A 17,122-nucleotide genomic window follows, 5' to 3' on the forward strand; every position below is an offset into this window, starting at 1 on the left:
AGAATTACTCCTCTATCTGGTTTTCTAACAACTGCAAACAAAAGAGACAGTCACCTTTTCTTTTTTCTCCAAAACTTAAATGACAGACATGATAGCCTTCATTATAAAGATGGATAAGATTTGAATAACCTTCCCGGGATTGCTCATTCTTTCTGTCAAAAACAATCTTCTTCAACTCTTCATTCTCTTCCCGGAGAGTCTGATTCTCTTTATATAAATTGTAGGTTATATCCTTTAACTTCTGAAACTTAAAAGATAATTCCTCTATCTGTTCCTGAAAATAGGCCAGGGCACTCAGTATTTCCTCGTCCATCAATGGTCACCCCATTCATTTTTGCTCCCTTTCATTACCTTTGCCACTACTATTTTCATCGGTCTATCAATCTCAACATCGGTTTCTTCAAGGTCAACTTCAACGTATTCACCTTCACCAACATCTACTTTAATGGTCTTCTTAACCAGATTGCGGTCTACAATTTCACCTTCACCGATATCAAGTTCAACTGTATCTCCAACCTCGGGCATCTCTTCTTTTAACATTTTATATATCTTTGATTCAAACTTAATACAGCACATTAACCGACCACATACTCCAGAGATCTTGGCAGGATTGAGGGAGAGATCCTGTTTTTTGGCCATTTTAATAGTAATGGGGTCAAAATCACGTAAAAACTGAGCACAACAAAGTTTTCGGCCACATATGCCAATACCCCCCAGCATTTTGGCCTCATCCCTGACACCAATCTGCCTTAGTTCAATTCTGGTCTTAAAGACCCGGGCCAGGTCTTTAACAAGCTCCCTGAAATCTACTCTGCCATCAGCTGTAAAATAAAAGATTATCTTGTTGTGGTCAAAAGTATATTCTACATCGATTAGTTTCATGGGTAATCCATGCTTATTAATCTTCTGAAGGCATATCTGGAAGGCCTTTTTCTCCAGCCTTTTGTTCTCTTCATATTTTTCTTTGTCTTTAAGGTTTGCCTTCCTGATAACTTTTTTCAAAGGGGGCACTATTTCGTCTTCACTAACCTCTTTTTTTTCAGTTACTACTTCACCGTACTCTATACCACGGGAGGTTTCTACAATAACATGATCACCCTTTTTAAGTTCAATATCTCCCGGGTCAAAATAATATATTTTTCCAGCTTGTCTAAAGCTTACTCCTATTACTGTATACATAATTATTACACCCTCTTAGCTCTAATTTTCAATAACATAACCTGTAAAGCCAGGTCTTTCCTGACATTTGCTTTTATATATTTCCTGGTTTCTCCGATCAATTCAATAATAGAGATCAACTCTTCAGTTCTATAATTTCGGGCCTGAACCTCTATTTTATCAATAAAATCATAATTTACTATATTATCTTTAATTCCCTGATTATAAAATATTATATCTTTAAACCAGCCAGATATCAAATCAAACAGAGGTAAATCTTGCTGAAACCAGTCAACCATTTGCTGGCTTTTATTGAAAATATCAACTGCCCTGAGATGGGTTAAATTACACAAAAAATCAAACAATTCTTCTCTGATTAACAGAATATCTTCCTTTTCCACTAATTTAAGGGCATCACCAATGCTCCCCCTGGCCAGTGTAGCAATCAAATGAGCCTTTTTATCCCCGATACCTTTATTAATCAGATATTCCTTGATTATTTCCCGGGCAATATTGCTTAGCTGAATTTGCTGGCACCTAGATATTATGGTTGATGGCAGTTTATTTAAATCTTCTACCAGTAAAATAATAACTGCATAATGGGGTGGCTCTTCCAGTGTTTTTAATAGACTATTGGCTGCTTCTAAAGTCATGGTATCGGCCCCGTCTATTATATATATCTTTTTCTTGCTTTCATAAGGTTTATAAACTATCTCTTTCTGGAAATTTCTTATCTGGTCTATTTTAATACTATTATTTACCGGCTCAATTAATTTTAAATCAGGATGATTAAAATGATCAATTTTTTTACAGGCCATACACTGACCACAGCTGTCATCTACTTTATTATGGCAATTAATTGCCCTGGCAAACTGAAAAGCCAGGAGTTTTTTCCCAACCCCATCCCTACCGTTGAAAAGGTAGGCATGATTTATTCTATTATCCCTTAATTCTTCCTTTAAAATCTTTATAGCCCCATTTTGCCCGATAATTTCATTAAACCCCATATTTGATACCCCTTAGTAATTATTAACTATATTCTATCTATTGAAACTTTTGTAGCCTGGTTTCTTTTAAATGAGTACTTTTCTTTTATATGAATACTTATAGAATATCTGTTTACAGAAATACCTTTTTACAAGAACAGTCCTGTATATCTACCCACAGTCGACCTGACATTAAAACTTAAAGTAAATTCAATCAGAAGAATTTTAACCGAATATCAGAGGTGTTTATTTCTGACGACTATGGGGTTTAGGTCTCCTACCGAAATATAACCCACTATTTAGTAGTGGGTTTTTGATATTTAAACATATTTATTTTTATGACAAAATTATAATTTAATATATTTCTCTACATCTATAATGAAAACAGTAGCCCCACCAACCTGAACCTGCATGGGAAAGGAATAATAACCTTCCAGGGAACTGGCAACAGGTGACATGGGGGCAATTGTTTTCTCCCTTGATTTACATTTGCTTTTTATTATATCAAGTAATTCTTCAATGTGTTCTTTATCTGTTCCAATAAGAAGGGTGGTATTCCCTTCCCGTAAAAAGCCACCGGTACTGGCCATCTTGGTAAATTTATAGCCAGCTGTAGTTAACTAATCTATTAAATCATGAGCATCATGGTCATTAACCACCGCAATAACCATTTTCATATTCTCGCTTCTCCCTTCTCTCATTTAATTAAACACCCCTTTACCTTATGATATATTTCCCGGTGTATTTCTTCACGGGAACGATCTGCATCCAGCATAATAAATCTCCTATCCTCTGCAAGCTGATGATAGGCCTGTCTTACCCTTCTATGAAACGTTACTAATTCCCTTTCCAGCCTGTCTCCCTGGTTGTCTGGAGAATAACCCCTGGCTCTCTCTAATCCCTTCTCTACATCCAGATCCAGAACAAAAGTAAGGTCAGGCCAGCACCCATCAATTACCCATTCATTTACAGTTTTAACTACATCTATATCGAGCCCTCTTCCATAACCCTGATAGGCAATACTTGAATCGATAAACCTATCAGCAAGGACAACCTTTCCACTCTCCAGGGCTGGCTTTATCAGCTCTACTACATGCTGAGCCCTGTCAGCAGCATATAATAAAAATTCAGCTTTAGCCCCCATAATGTTATCAGGATCTAATAAAAGCTTCCTTATTTCTTTCCCAATTGGGGTGCCACCTGGCTCCCTGGTTATAATAACATCAAAACCGTCCTTTTTTAACCTCTTATAAAGCATTTCTATCTGAGTAGATTTCCCGGAACCCTCTATACCTTCCAGGGTAATAAATAACCCTCTCACTGTTGTTCTCCTTTCTGTATTATATAGTGTATATTCTACAAAATCTATTTAAATCCTTTTTTCATCCCCCACTGAAGGGGTAACCATCAACAATTCCAGGTTTTTTTACTTAACCGTTTTTCATCACCCATCGAGAGGGGTAACCCCTTTTTTATCAAGATACTTAACCAGTAGTGGAATTAATACAAGCTGAGCTATTATACCCGGTAAGCCTTTTACAAGTATACTCCAGATATATATTAAGGGGTTATCTACCAGCTTTAAAAACACCGCCATTACAATTGAAGCCCCGAACCTTCCAGTTACCATACTCAGAATCAGACTGAAATAAATGTTTGAATTTTTTCTTCTGTAAAAATAACCCATAATCAGGCCATAAAGGCCCAACTCAACCACCATTACCGGAAGCATCGGGAAAACCGGTGGCATACCGGTTATAAGACTACTTAATAAAGGTGTTAAAACCCCGACTATGGCCCCGTACAGGGGTCCCAGAAAAACTCCACTTACAAACACCGGTATATGCATGGGTAAAAACACCTTTCCCAACCCTGGCCAGTAATGAAAAATCATCGGTAATAAAATACCAATTGCCACAAAAATAGCTCCATGTATAACTTTTTTTATATTCAAATTTTTTTCCCCCTTTTTTATAACCTATAAATTTAACCTGAATGTTAGTAATATTATTTTAAAAATAACATTAATAAATAGATCTATGTAACTACCATATATATGTTATCATATTTGGTAAATTTACTCTACTATTTGATTAAATATAACAGGTTAAAATGTAGATAAAAACCCATCCAGGAAAAAGTATAGATAATTTAATAGATAATTTAGAGGATAGCATCTCTATAATTCCTGTATTTGTTATAGTTTCTTATTTTTTGTATTTTCTGAATAAGATATTTTCAATAACAAATAATATAAGTAAGACCCATGAGCGCAAGATTAGTTAACCACCAAAACTATCGGGGCTATGTTATAAAAATATCCTGAGGCCATTTAATCAAAAAAGAAAGGGTGGTAAGATGGTTTTGAAAAACACCACTGGAGAAAATCCAAATTTAACCCAGTATGAAAAAATAGACCAGCACGAATTCCTCGTAGCCTGGTCTATGGGAATGAATGATGAAGAAATCGCCAAAAAACTGGGGGTTTCAGTACCCCTGGTTAAAGAATTTAAAGCCAGCTTATTTTCCAACAATTAATCTTCAATGGTTTCTAAATATTTCCCTGCCTCCATAGCGGCTATGGCACCACTGGCTGCAGAAGTAACAACCTGACGGTAATGGGGGTCCTGAACATCACCTGCTGCAAAAATTCCTTCCTTACTGGTCATTAATCTGTCATTGGTTATAATGTAACCCCTGTCATCTACTTCCAGCTGCCCTTTAAACAGATCTGTATTTGGTTTATAACCTACAGCAATAAATAAAGCTTTCACATTTTCAAGTCTGGTTTCTTCTCCGGTCTTATTATTTTCTACCAGCAGGCCTTCAACTTTATTGCCTCCAAGTAATTCCCTTACTTCTGTATCCCATAATATTTCAACTTTAGAATTATTTTTAACCCTGTCACCAAGAATTTTAGTACCCCTGAACTGATCCCTGCGGTGTATTAAATAAACTTTAGAGCAGAAATTAGTCAGGTAATTAGCCTCTTCAAGGGCAACATCTCCACCACCAACAACAGCCACTTCCTGATCTTTAAAAAAGGCCCCATCACAGGTGGCACAGTATGAAATACCTTTACCGATAAAGTCCTCTTCCTTCTCAAGACCGAGTTTCCGGGGGGAAGCACCGGTAGCTATTATTATAGAATCTGCCTGATATTCTCCCCCATCAGTTTTTATATTATAAGGACTGTTATTAAAATCAACGTTTTCTACCACTTCATACTGTAAGCGAACATCAAACTTTTGAGCCTGTTCAATAACCTTTTGCATTAAATCAAAACCAGTAATTCCCTCAGGGAATCCCGGGTAATTTTCAATTTCAGAAGTAGTTGTTATCTGACCTCCGGGCTCAGGACCAACAATCACCATCGGATTTAAACCTGCCCTGGCCGCATAGATGGCGGCTGTCAAACCAGCTGGTCCTCCACCTATTATAATCATTTTTTCTTTATTATTTCCTGCCATTTCTATGACCCCCTTAATATTCCTGCTTATTAATATATCCTCTGTACAGATAAAATAATAATATTTTTTTGATATTGATGCTGTAAACCTGACTACATCTAGATTAATACCACTACTACTAAAACAGTTCCACCCCCCATAAAAAAATAAGGGCCGCACAATGCGGCCTAAAAGTTATAATCTTTACCGGTAATATTAATGTAAAACCCTTTTTCCAGAACAGGAACCAGAGCATTGTCATTAAGGAGGGAATTATTACGATACCCCACCTTTAGTTCTAACCAGTCTTTTACAGGTATTATTACTCCCAGGTCAGCAACCAATTCATTAAAGGAAACCACATCCTGTAACCAGTGCTGGGTTTTAAAACTAATAATTACCGGTTTAATGTCATATTGTAATCCCAGAGAAGTTGCCGCGGTATTTATATTATATCCCTTCTCGGTATTATTTCTCCAGATAAGACCACCATTCACCTCTAAATTATTCTTGCTGAATATATTTCCTTTATCAAATACTTTACCAGCCCACATTGAAAGGATTAAGTCACCCTGTTTTTGCTTCCCAAAAGTTCTATCGGCACTGATTTTTTCTTTTAAATAATAATTCTGTTCAGGTAGATATAGCCCTTTCTGTTCCAGATAGAGATCCAGGACATGTGCTACCATATCATAATTGATGTTAACCTGACCGTCAGTCTTTAATTTATCCTGTCCGGAAGTCATCCTGGCAGTTAAACCCAGCTGATTCCGGTCCCAGTCATAGGCTATGGTAGACTCATAATTTATGCCGTGATCACCCTTATAGTCCAGGCCAACATCCACAGTATTCTTGGCCCCCAGCTGAACCTCATTTTCAATCTGATAGCCCTGTTTCAGATCTGCTTCACCATGATACATCAGTAAAGGCATCCAGTCTTTTTCCTGAGAAAGAGTTAGGGAAACATGCTGCTTCCAGTCTTTAATCCTATCAATCTCAATCAAACCGGTCAGAATGAGATTGTCCTCTCCATGGGACCTTCCTTCCCAGGCTAGAGAAGCCGAATATATATCCCTGGTGTAAACAAACTCTGTATTTAATAATGACTCAATTATACCTTCTGAATTCCTGACCAGACTGATATCGTTTTTATTTTTTAGTTGAGGTAAAATATTCCATGAATCCTGTAAACCAATCCCGGTCTCGTTTCCTGAAACCCCCGGGGGTTCAATAACCATATCTTCAATATTGCTATGTTTATGCCACAATTTTAGATTTAAATCATGCCCCTTAACCTGGAAATTGTAGGCGCCATTCCCTTTCAAATTCATGGCATTTCCATCTGTTTCCTTATTGGCCCGGTAATCTACCTCACCTGTAAGGGTCAGGACACCTTTTTCTATATTATTACGATATTCACCTTCTATATTAACTGCATGGCCCGAATCATTTAACGAACCCTCTCCCGTAAGTCTGGCTTTATCATCTTCAGTAGTTATATTAAATCCATAATACCTGGTGCAATCCAGAAAACCAGTTTTATAACGATATTTAATCCGCATTACCTTTCTATAATTACGGTAGTCAATATAAGTATAATGTTTATTAAAATATACCTTGCCTTCATAATAATCAAGGTAATATTCAGGTTTAAAGGCATTGATCAGATTACCATCCTGGTCAAACTCACATATATATAATTCTTCACTTCCGGAAACCACCGGGAAATGGTCGAGTTGATAGGGACCACTGAAATTATCAAGAGGAATTTCCTCCAGGGCTTCTCCTACTTCACCGGCCCCGGCATAAACATTTAATTTTTTATTATCAAGCTCCCTTGTCCAGGCCATGCCGAGGACACCTGAATCAACTTCTCCCATTTCAACAATATCTTTTTCCCTACTGGCTGTTATTTTTAACGGGGAACCCTGTAATATATCTATACCATTACCATCCTGCTCCCTGTTTTTACGACTCCTGGTTGATGATATTATCGATAAATCCCAGTCTTTCACCCCTGTTTTATATTCTAAATCAAGCTCACCACTCATTTTGAGTCCATTGTTAAAATTAAGGTCAAGTTGAGCTACACCATAATAGGACTGCTCTTTGTTATCAGCTTTTACAAAATCACCTTTGCTTATATAAAAATCTTTCCTTACAGCCAGACCACCTGCTACCCTGATAGTTTCAGGCTTTGTAATATTAACAAATCTACCGTTTCGTTTTTGCACTATCCAGATCAGGTAATTCCCCTCAGGGATACCCTCAAGGTAGTATTTACCATCATGTACAGAGGCCAGACTACCATTACTTAATTTTACGTAAATATTTTTATCTAATGGTGAATCATCCAGGTCTTCCCGGTAGCCAGTAATTCTACCAAGAATATCGCCACAACTGGCAAATACTCCTCTGCTTATAATCACAGGAGCACTTCCCTCTCTAGCTACATAACCCCCATAATCACCTTCAGCCGTGCCACTGACAGTAACCCTGTTTCTCAATTCACCTTCCGGGGCAGCCGGAGTCACCACCACAGAATATTTTACTTCAAAAAAGTCACCAGGAGCCAGGCTACCAAATTCCCACCTGAGACTATCCTTGTAATCACTAACGGAAAGATCCCGGGTTGATTCAAAACTTCCTTCCAGATAGGCCAACCCTTCCGGTAACCTCTCCTGAAGACAGGTGTTATTGACTCTGGATGTCCCTTTATTTTCAACGTAAACACTGTATGTAATAACATCACCTGGTCTGGCCTGGGTCTTATCAGCCTTAACATCTATATAAAGGGATGAATTATGGCTCAGAATAATATCCTTTTTGAGATTAGATTTTTCCTCAAGGTAAAACACAGGGGTACGGTACGGCAGATAATTTTCCCGGGAAAGTTCCAGGTAATAATAACCACCGGCCAGGTCATTTATTCTAAACTTGCCCTTAGAATCGGTTATTGTCTCTGTTACCTTGATACCACTTTCACTGTAAAGGTCAATACTAACTCCGGGTAAAAAACCACCTTCTTCACTAAAAACCCGACCTTTAATGGAAGAATCACCGGGGGCCGTATTATTACTAATCTCGAGCGTTCCTACCCCGATAACTTTAAACCAGTCAAGCAAAGGCCAGGTATCGGACAAGGAAAAAGCCTCAATAATATAATAATACTGTCCATCAGGCAAGACTTCATTATCAAAACCCTGGCCGTCCCAGGATATTTTATATATCCCCGTTTTATCAAAGTACTTAAACCACAGGTCATCAAAAATACTTACCATATTTCCATCAACATCAACTATATAACCAAAAACCGGGATATTCACAAACTCTTCTGTAATATTAAACGATATTTCAGTTGTATCCTTAATTCCATCACCATTTGGTGAAAAAGGATTGGGATAAGCAAGGCTTGAAGATAAAGACCCTGCTGTTAAATTAAACCTTATTGCCGTCTCATAAATTGCTTTCGGGGAAGAAGAAGCTTTAACTCCCGGATTTATAGCCAGTTTATAATCAAATGATGCAACATAACCCGGTGACTTACGGGGAAGTCCTTTACTTACAAGGGTTGGTTTTGTTTTAAGGGGCCTCCAGTTGGTTTTACCATTGTCGCTATGTAAAGCCCATGAAAGGTTACTGATCGGTATCCTGGTCCCGTCATTATTATTGACAAGATCACCGGTAGCTTCTATATATAACTCCCATTTACGAAGGGGGGAAACTATACTGAGATTGGTAGCATATGGGATAATATATCCACTGCCATCAGGACTAATGTTAACAAACTTAACAGTAGAACTGGAAAAATCAACATCTATATAATCATCGGTATCACTGGCAAATACCCTGGAAAATTGGCAGGCCCAGGTTATAAATAACAGGAAAATAAGTATGAGGAAAAATTTATCCCATCCAGGTTTTTTACCCCCCACTAAAATCCCCCCTAATTAACTTCCTACGGTTGAATCATAAAACTGGTATTTTTGCGTAACGATTTATCACCGTAAATAACGGTAATAATTCCTTCATACAATCCGGCCGGTATACCCCCCTGCCATGTATATACCTTTTCAAGGCTCTGGCCAGGTTCAACTTTTAATCCCTTAAGGGGTAAGAAACCAACCCGGTTACCATCAAGATCTTTAAACTCCAGCATACCCTGTAATTCGAGTAATGTATTACCCTCATTGGTAAATACAACTGTGGCCTTGACAGGTTTTCCTTCCTTAAAATTAGGAATTGAAAATTTGCTTATAGCCAGTTTTACTACAGGTTTTTCAAGGAGTAATTCAAATTCCCTGCTCTCCATAATTTTATTGAAATTATTAACTACCTGAAAAACATACTGGCCTGTCTTTAGGTCAGAGGCATCAAGACTATCTTCTACTAAACTACTACTACCCGGTTTTATTTCCGGAACAGAAACCCTTTTATTAATTAAAGTGTTACCGTTTTTCTTACTAACTATCCTGATTTCCCCTTTAAATGTATCCTCAATATTACCTTCATTGCTGACAAGCAATCTATAGTTTATCCCTTCCTTGACAGAGGCTAAAGGAATCCCTACCCTGGTTAATTCAAGATTACGCCTGGTTAAGGTATAGGGCTCATGAATCCCAAATTTACCAGAAGGAATATTAAGTTTATAATTTCCCAGATACAATTCCCCTTTATATGTGTAAGAACCGGGAGGTAGATCAGATGGTTTCCATAATCCTTTAATCCAGCGCATATTCCCGGGCAATATATTCTCAGGTTTCAAGGGGATTTTGTCAATAACATCTCCCTCACTATAAACCAGAACACTACCAACCGGTTTACGATGAATTTTACTATTATTTTCAACAAGAACCTTAAAGGTCAAGGGTTCCCCTTTGTCAGGCTGTTCAACCTTAACTTCACTGATCTGTCCCCTGCTTTCTCCGGGATCCTTAACCGTGAGTAATGTCAGGACAGAAAACCTGAAGCTGGCACTGACATTGGTCCCATTCTCTGAAACGGGAAGGGCATCAATTACCAGTACAGGATAAATACCACCTGTTTCTATCCCCTTTAAATTAACCCGGGGATAAATTTCTTTTTGGCCACCCTTTTTCAGGGTAAAATCGGTATTTTCCAGGATCAGCATATCGGTCTTATTTTCTTCCTTTATAACAACAGTACCCTCCAGATCATGTTCAGCCGTGACTGCAAAAATCCTGACCTTGAAATCCATCGGGGAATTATTAGTTATAACTACAGGACCCAGTATCTCCCCGTCCTTAACCTCTTTTTGAATATATAACGGGGATACCCTGAGGCCAGCTCCTTCAACAGTAACAGCTTTAAATCCAATTAAATACAAAATTACAATTAATAATATTATAATTCTATGACTCCTGTTGTTAATAATGGAATTAATTATCATGAAAAGCTTCATCCTCCTTAAAGACAAGGTAAGGGTGGTACTTTACGCCCACCCTTGTCATCATATCCTGCTATAAATCTTGGTTATATCAGTTTATTAGCTACTAGTTTATTTGTAAGTTAATTTTATAAGTACTTTTATACTCAAATTTAATTAAATTAACTCAAACAAATCTGGCTATTTTGGTCTGTTTAAAAGGTTGAAGCAATTTCAACCATTAAATCTATACTATATGAAGCTACAGGGTCCTCAACTACCACTGGCTGCTTTAAATTAAGGGTCATATTATTAGTTCCTATTGAGGAGACTACAGTATAAATGTTTCCTGTAACCTGCAGGTTTTCGTAATTGGTGTCATTTAAAGCAACCTGCAAGGGATTGGTAAGGCTAACAGTTTGTCCACTGGCATCAGTACCGGTCATTTTGTTGGTATTACCCACTGGAGAAACCCTGACACTCCAGTCAGTATAATTGGCTTCAACAGTAAAACTTAAATTTGTTGTATTCTCACCATTAACCTGTAACTCACCAAAATTAATACTGGTATCTGTAAAATTAATATTTACATATTTTGCAACAGAAGCAGTTACATTTACAGTGCCCGAATCATTACCTGCTGCCATAACGCCTAAAGAAAGCACCATTGTCAACACTACAGCCAGTCCAAAAATTAAACCTTTTTTCATTAAAAATCCCCCCCCTGAAATATTTTAAAGGTATGTAAAAAGCAAAAACCGCCCCCGGTCGGGGCGGTTTCACTACTAGCTCCCTCTCCTTCAAGTGACCACGTACAAAGAAGAGTTCATAGCTTCCCATTCAATATTATTAAATTTTACAATAAATACCTTAAACTATTGGATAATTATACAAATTTCAATTTTATTATATCCTACTTTTTTCCCATAGTCAAGAAAAATCTAAATTTTTTATCCTCTGGAAAGGTGAGTAACTATAATTACTATACAATTAACATATTTTTAATAAAATATGTTAATATTTCAACCGGTTGTTGTAAAATATATTTAACTTTTTACTCCTCCCAGGGACAGGCCACTAACAAGGAAACGTGCCAGGAATATAAATACAATTACAACGGGAATGGCTACCAGAATTGATGAAGCAGCAAACATACCCCACTGGGTATCAAACTCACCGGACATATGCTGGATTCCCAGGGGCAGTGTCCATAATTCTTCCTTATGCATGATTACCCTGGCTACAATAAAATCGGTCCAGGCGGCCATAAAAGAAAACAATCCACTAATAACCAGTCCTGGTCTGGCCAGGGGAAAGGCTATCTTAATAAAACATCCCCAGTGACTGAGGCCATCAATCAAACCTGCTTCTTCCAGAGAGTAGGGAATAGTATCATAAAAACCCTTCATCTGCCAGACACAGAGGGGCAAAGCTGTTGTAGTATACATAATTATTAACCCGAGATAGGAGTTAATAAGCCCCATTCTGGCCAGCATCAAATATAATGGTAAAATCAACATGGTAACAGGAAACATCTGGGTTACCAGAAAGAACATTAATAATGGTTTCCGTCCCATAAACTTAAACCTGGAAAAAGCATAACCGGCAGTTGAAGCCACACTGATACCAATCAAAGTAGTTATTAAAGCTACCAGAGAACTGTTTAAAAACCATTTGGGGAACTCAGTATTAAAGAGGACATCATAATAAGACTTAAAACTGGCCCCTTCAGGTATGATTCTTAAATCTGTAGTATGAAGGGCATTTATGGGACGTAATGAAATAGAAAAAACCCTCAGGGCAGGATAAACAGCAATGACTACAGCTATTATTAATATGATATGAATTACTATCCTTTTTGGCAAGCTATCCTTATTCATTAGTTACTGCACCCCCTCTGTACCACGAATATACTTAATAAAGACTATAGAGAACACCAGCAAAATAACAAAAATTATAACTGACAGGGCAGCTGCGTAACTATATTGATAAAGTTCAAAAGCACTCCTGTAAACATAGCTGACAAGTATTTCAACCTTCCTTGTCAGGTTTCTTCCGGCAATAAGATAAATTACTGTTATTTTATTAAATGTCCAGACTGTACCCAGGACAATAGCCGGGGTCATAACCGGTTTCAGCATGGGAAGAGTAATATGCCTTATCTGTTGCCAGCCACTGGCCCCATCTATCCGGGCCGCTTCATAGTATGTTTTGGGAATGCTCTGCAGACCTCCCAGGGCAACAATCATCATAAAGGGAATCCCTAGCCAGATATTGGTAATCATAACAGCACCCCAGCCCCAGATATGGTGTGACAACCACGGGAGGGGAGACATATCAAATAACCTGTCAAGGACTATATTAACCGCTCCATATCTATAATTAAACATACCCCGCCAGACCAGGGCATTAATAAATTCAGGAATAGCCCAGGGAATAATCAACAGGGTTCGATAAAGTTTTTTAAACCTTAATTGCCTGTTTAATAAAATAGCTAAAAATATACCTCCGACAACATGGCAGAAAACATTAACAAAGGTCCACATGACCGTTTTTAAAAAAACTTCCCAGAAAAAGGGTTCCTTTAATAGCTTTATATAATTACCAAAACCAAGTAATTTTAAACGATCGCTGCTAAATCCTTCCTTTATAAAGAACCTCATATTATACATCTTGACATTCATAAAAGAAAGTCGAAAGTTAAAAACAAATGGATAAAAAACTACAAGAATCATTATTAAAATAGCTGGAAGAATTAATACATAGGCAAACCACTGCTGATGAAATTTTCGTGACAGGTTTGCTATTCCACCTTCAAAAGTTCTATTGGTTTTATTACTAAGTCTCACAGTAACCCCCTTCTTCCTATTCTCTCATCTTATTGAAAAGAAGAGTTAACCGGGTAAACCCGGTTAACTCCTCTCTAACTTAAGCCCACATTATTTTAATGCATTGCACCTACGCCTTCTTCAGCCAGATCCTGAGCTTCTTTGGCAGCATCTTCAGGAGTAGCACTACCATTCATAACATTCTGGATTGGTGCTCTCAGGGCATCCCAGATCGCCCTCATTTCAGGAACAATAGGCATTGGTTTTGTATGGTTAAGCTGTTCAATAGAACCCCTTAATATCGGGTCTTCAAACTCTACTTCTCTGGCAGCTTTGGTACTGGGAAGGATACTCAGTTCTTTTACCATACGAACCTGGTTTTCTTTCTCCAGTACAAAGCGGATAAATTCAAAGAGGGCCTCCTGCTTTTCTTCAGATAAACCTTCGGCCATGATGAAACCATTACCACTCATCATCGGTTTAGGCCACTCATAATCTTTGAATTTAGGTATGGCTGCTGTACCAAAATCAAGGCCTTCTACTGCTTTATAACCATTTAAGGACCAGTCACCATTGATAAGAAATACGGCTTTATTTTCTTTAAAGAGGCTATCTGCAATATCATAGTCACATTCTTCAGGGACAATTTTATGTTCAAATTTAAGATCCCTGATAAATTTAAAGGCATTAACTACACCATCAGTATTTAAGGTTGGCTGACGGTTTTCGTCCATAACCCAGCCACCGTGACCACTCATGAAAGGAATAAACCAGAAAGGTTCAGTCAGGTTATAAACCAGACCAAACTGGTCATTTACTCCGTCACCGTCCAGGTCTTTAGTATGTTTTTTGGCAATTTTAATTAACTCGTCCCAGGTTTTGGGTGGTTCTTTGACAAATTTCTTATTATAAAGTAGCATTAAGTGGTTACCCATATCAATAGGAACACCGTACATTTCTCCATCAAGGCTCATGGCAGGTAAAGCATTGTCAACCAGGGCATCTTTAATGTCCTGTGGTAAAATATCAGTAATTGGCTCTGCAATACCTAAAACGGCAAAAACACCGACATGGTCAAAGGGACTGATGGTAGCATCAGGACCTTCTCCGGCCATCATAGCGTTCTGGAAGTTTTCCCTCAAATCTTCAGTATTATAGTGGAGCATTTCAACTTCAATGTCTTCATGGGTTTTGTTAAATTCATCTACTAAACTCTGGAAATATGGATCCTGGGTAGCCTCATCATATTTTTCCCAGATAGTTAATTTGGTTACCGCCATGGTCGGCAGTGTAAAAATAAGCATTAAAGTAACAACAAGTAAAGCAACCTTTTTCATTAACAAACTCCTCCTTTAATTTTTTTGGAAAACGTTTGAATGGTTTTAGAAAACGTTTGAATGGAGAATTAAGAAAAGAAGCAAACGTTTGAATAAAGAATTTTAAGATAAATCAAACTCCTGGAAGTAGGGCCTACCCACCACCACCTTTATTAGTATGTAAAGTTGTTTAACACTCCTCTATAATTAATATTTAACATTTATTAAAATATTCCTGCAAATAAGATAAAAAAATTAATAAATATTTGAATTTATTAAAAATGAAGTTGCCAAAAAACTTTTATTTTTAATAACCAGGTTACTGATATTATTCCTGAGCATAAAAATAACCCCATCTTTTAAAAGATGGGGCTCACTGTTAACAAACTTGTTTAACTTTAAAGTCTTTAATTAACAGAATAGTTGGGGGCTTCTTTAGTTATAGTTACATCATGGGGATGGCTTTCTCTTAAACCGGCACTGGTGATTCTAACAAATTTGCCTTTTTCCTGTAGCTCAGATATGGTTCTGGCACCACAATAACCCATACCGGCCCTGAGCCCTCCAACTAACTGATAAATGGTTTCAGATAAAGGCCCACGATAGGGGACGCGTCCCTCTATACCTTCAGGGACCAGTTTTTTAACATCTGATTCATTCTGGAAATAACGGTCTTTACTACCTTGCTGCATGGCCCCCAGGGAGCCCATACCCCGGTATACCTTATAACTCCTGCCTTTATATATCTCAAGTTCTCCAGGGCTTTCTTCAGTACCGGCTAAAAGACTTCCAATCATAACAACATCTGCCCCGGCTACCAGGGCCTTAACAATATCACCCGAATATTTGATACCACCATCAGCAATCACAGGAATACCATATTCTTTGGCTTTTTCAGCACAATCATAAATTGCAGTAATCTGCGGTACACCAACCCCGGCAATAACACGGGTTGTACAGATAGAGCCAGGTCCTACCCCTACTTTGACTACATCTGCACCAGCTTTAATTAAATCTTCAGTTGCTTCTGCTGTAGCCACATTACCTGCAATTACAGGTACATCTGGGTAATTTCCTTTAATTCTTTCTACTGTCTTTAAGACACCAACGGAATGACCATGGGCAGTATCAATAACAATAACATCAACCCCTGCTTTAACAAGGGCTGCGACTCTGTCATCAGTATCGTCACTGATACCCACGGCAGCTCCTACTATTAACCTTCCTCTTTCATCTTTGGCAGCATGGGGAAATTCTTCTGCTTTTTCAATATCTTTAATTGTTATTAAACCTTTAAGGATATTATTTTCATCCACCAGAGGTAGTTTTTCAATTTTATGCTCCTGGAGAATCTCCTTGGCCTGTTCGATGGTGGTTCCCACTGGAGCTGTAACCAGGTCTTCATCTGTCATAACCTCATGGATGGGTCGATTATAGTCTTTAACGAATCGCAAATCACGGTTGGTTATAATCCCTACCAGTTTTCTATTCTCATCAACAATAGGTACCCCTGATATTTTAAACTTGGACATCAATGCCTCGGCTTCAACGATTAAATTATCTGGTTTTAAATAAAAGGGGTCTACAATAACACCACTTTCAGACCTTTTAACCCGATCTACTTCCTCAGCCTGTCTCCCAATACTCATATTCTTATGGATTATACCGATACCACCCTGTCTTGCCATAGCAATGGCCAATCTGGCCTCAGTAACTGTATCCATACCGGCACTCATTATCGGTATATTGAGGTTAATATTCTTTGTTAGCCTGGTCCTGGTCTCAACATCACGGGGCAAAACTTCAGACCTGGCCGGAATCAGTAGAACATCATCAAAAGTCAATCCCTCTTTAACCAGTTTATGCACTATTACTCACCCCTTGGTTTAATTTTGGTGATACAGTGGTATTACATTTACAAAAAGCACCTGTTATATAACGCATGTATTAAAATTTCCCATTTCAAAATAATCGTTACTGTTTACTAGAAAAAGCATTT

At 37.9% G+C, this 17,122-nt stretch carries 14 protein-coding genes, 1 pseudogene and 1 riboswitch; of the genes and pseudogenes, 1 reads left to right on the forward strand and 14 read right to left on the reverse strand.

The window, feature by feature from the left end:
• Nucleotides 1-4 precede the first annotated feature (4 nt).
• From HORE_RS10515 to HORE_RS10540, 6 genes and pseudogenes are all read right to left on the reverse strand, one after another.
• Nucleotides 5-313, reverse strand: a complete 309-nt coding sequence (locus tag HORE_RS10515; protein ID WP_015923748.1) for an initiation-control protein YabA — start codon at nt 311-313, stop codon at nt 5-7.
• Nucleotides 313-1,179, reverse strand: a complete 867-nt coding sequence (locus tag HORE_RS10520; RefSeq protein WP_015923749.1) for a PSP1 domain-containing protein — start codon at nt 1,177-1,179, stop codon at nt 313-315. The genes HORE_RS10515 and HORE_RS10520 overlap by 1 nt, the downstream gene beginning before the upstream one ends.
• A gap of 5 nt (nt 1,180-1,184) precedes the next feature.
• Nucleotides 1,185-2,165 carry a DNA polymerase III subunit delta' gene (holB, locus tag HORE_RS10525; RefSeq protein WP_015923750.1) on the reverse strand — a complete coding sequence of 327 codons (981 nt, stop codon included), beginning with the start codon at nt 2,163-2,165 and terminating at the stop codon, nt 1,185-1,187.
• Nucleotides 2,166-2,491: 326 nt separating this feature from the next.
• Nucleotides 2,492-2,821: pseudogene (locus HORE_RS10530) on the reverse strand (cyclic-di-AMP receptor).
• Nucleotides 2,822-2,841: 20 nt separating this feature from the next.
• Nucleotides 2,842-3,465: a dTMP kinase gene (tmk, locus tag HORE_RS10535; RefSeq protein WP_015923752.1), complete on the reverse strand. Its 624-nt coding sequence runs from the start codon at nt 3,463-3,465 to the stop codon at nt 2,842-2,844.
• Between the two features lie 123 nt (nt 3,466-3,588).
• On the reverse strand, nt 3,589-4,098 hold the full coding sequence (locus HORE_RS10540) for an ECF transporter S component (RefSeq protein ID WP_143710064.1): 510 nt from the start codon (nt 4,096-4,098) through the stop codon (nt 3,589-3,591).
• A 404-nt stretch (nt 4,099-4,502) separates the two neighbouring features.
• Here HORE_RS10540 and HORE_RS10545 point away from each other — a divergent pair, with 404 nt between their 5' ends.
• Entirely contained in the window at nt 4,503-4,682 is a 180-nt protein-coding gene (locus tag HORE_RS10545) for a hypothetical protein (protein WP_015923754.1), read from the forward strand.
• On the opposite strand, the gene trxB is transcribed toward HORE_RS10545, so the two are convergent.
• From trxB to guaB, 8 genes are all read right to left on the reverse strand, one after another.
• The gene (gene trxB / locus HORE_RS10550; RefSeq protein ID WP_015923755.1) at nt 4,679-5,614 is read right to left on the reverse strand and encodes a thioredoxin-disulfide reductase; all 936 of its coding nucleotides are present in this window, start codon (nt 5,612-5,614) and stop codon (nt 4,679-4,681) included. The two genes, HORE_RS10545 and trxB, sit on opposite strands and share 4 nt — an antisense overlap.
• Nucleotides 5,615-5,781: 167 nt before the next feature.
• A complete protein-coding gene (locus HORE_RS10555; RefSeq protein WP_015923756.1) occupies nt 5,782-9,528 on the reverse strand; it encodes a carboxypeptidase regulatory-like domain-containing protein in 3,747 nt (1,248 codons plus the stop codon).
• Nucleotides 9,529-9,551: 23 nt separating this feature from the next.
• Nucleotides 9,552-11,015, reverse strand: a complete 1,464-nt coding sequence (locus HORE_RS10560; RefSeq protein ID WP_143710065.1) for a COG1470 family protein — start codon at nt 11,013-11,015, stop codon at nt 9,552-9,554.
• 179 nt (nt 11,016-11,194) lie between these two features.
• On the reverse strand, nt 11,195-11,689 hold the full coding sequence (locus tag HORE_RS10565) for a hypothetical protein (RefSeq protein WP_015923758.1): 495 nt from the start codon (nt 11,687-11,689) through the stop codon (nt 11,195-11,197).
• A 52-nt stretch (nt 11,690-11,741) separates the two neighbouring features.
• Nucleotides 11,742-11,825: riboswitch (cyclic di-GMP riboswitch) on the reverse strand.
• Between the two features lie 200 nt (nt 11,826-12,025).
• The gene (locus HORE_RS10570; RefSeq protein WP_015923759.1) at nt 12,026-12,859 is read right to left on the reverse strand and encodes a sugar ABC transporter permease; all 834 of its coding nucleotides are present in this window, start codon (nt 12,857-12,859) and stop codon (nt 12,026-12,028) included.
• A gap of 3 nt (nt 12,860-12,862) precedes the next feature.
• Nucleotides 12,863-13,828 (reverse strand): carbohydrate ABC transporter permease, encoded by a 966-nt coding sequence (locus tag HORE_RS10575; protein WP_015923760.1) that lies wholly within the window; start codon nt 13,826-13,828, stop codon nt 12,863-12,865.
• 95 nt (nt 13,829-13,923) lie between these two features.
• On the reverse strand, nt 13,924-15,144 hold the full coding sequence (locus HORE_RS10580) for an extracellular solute-binding protein (protein ID WP_015923761.1): 1,221 nt from the start codon (nt 15,142-15,144) through the stop codon (nt 13,924-13,926).
• Between the two features lie 386 nt (nt 15,145-15,530).
• Nucleotides 15,531-16,994, reverse strand: a complete 1,464-nt coding sequence (gene guaB / locus HORE_RS10585; protein ID WP_041606102.1) for an IMP dehydrogenase — start codon at nt 16,992-16,994, stop codon at nt 15,531-15,533.
• Nucleotides 16,995-17,122: the final 128 nt, after the last annotated feature.

This window comes from Halothermothrix orenii H 168 (assembly GCF_000020485.1).
Taxonomy (GTDB): domain Bacteria; phylum Bacillota; class Halanaerobiia; order Halanaerobiales; family Halothermotrichaceae; genus Halothermothrix; species Halothermothrix orenii.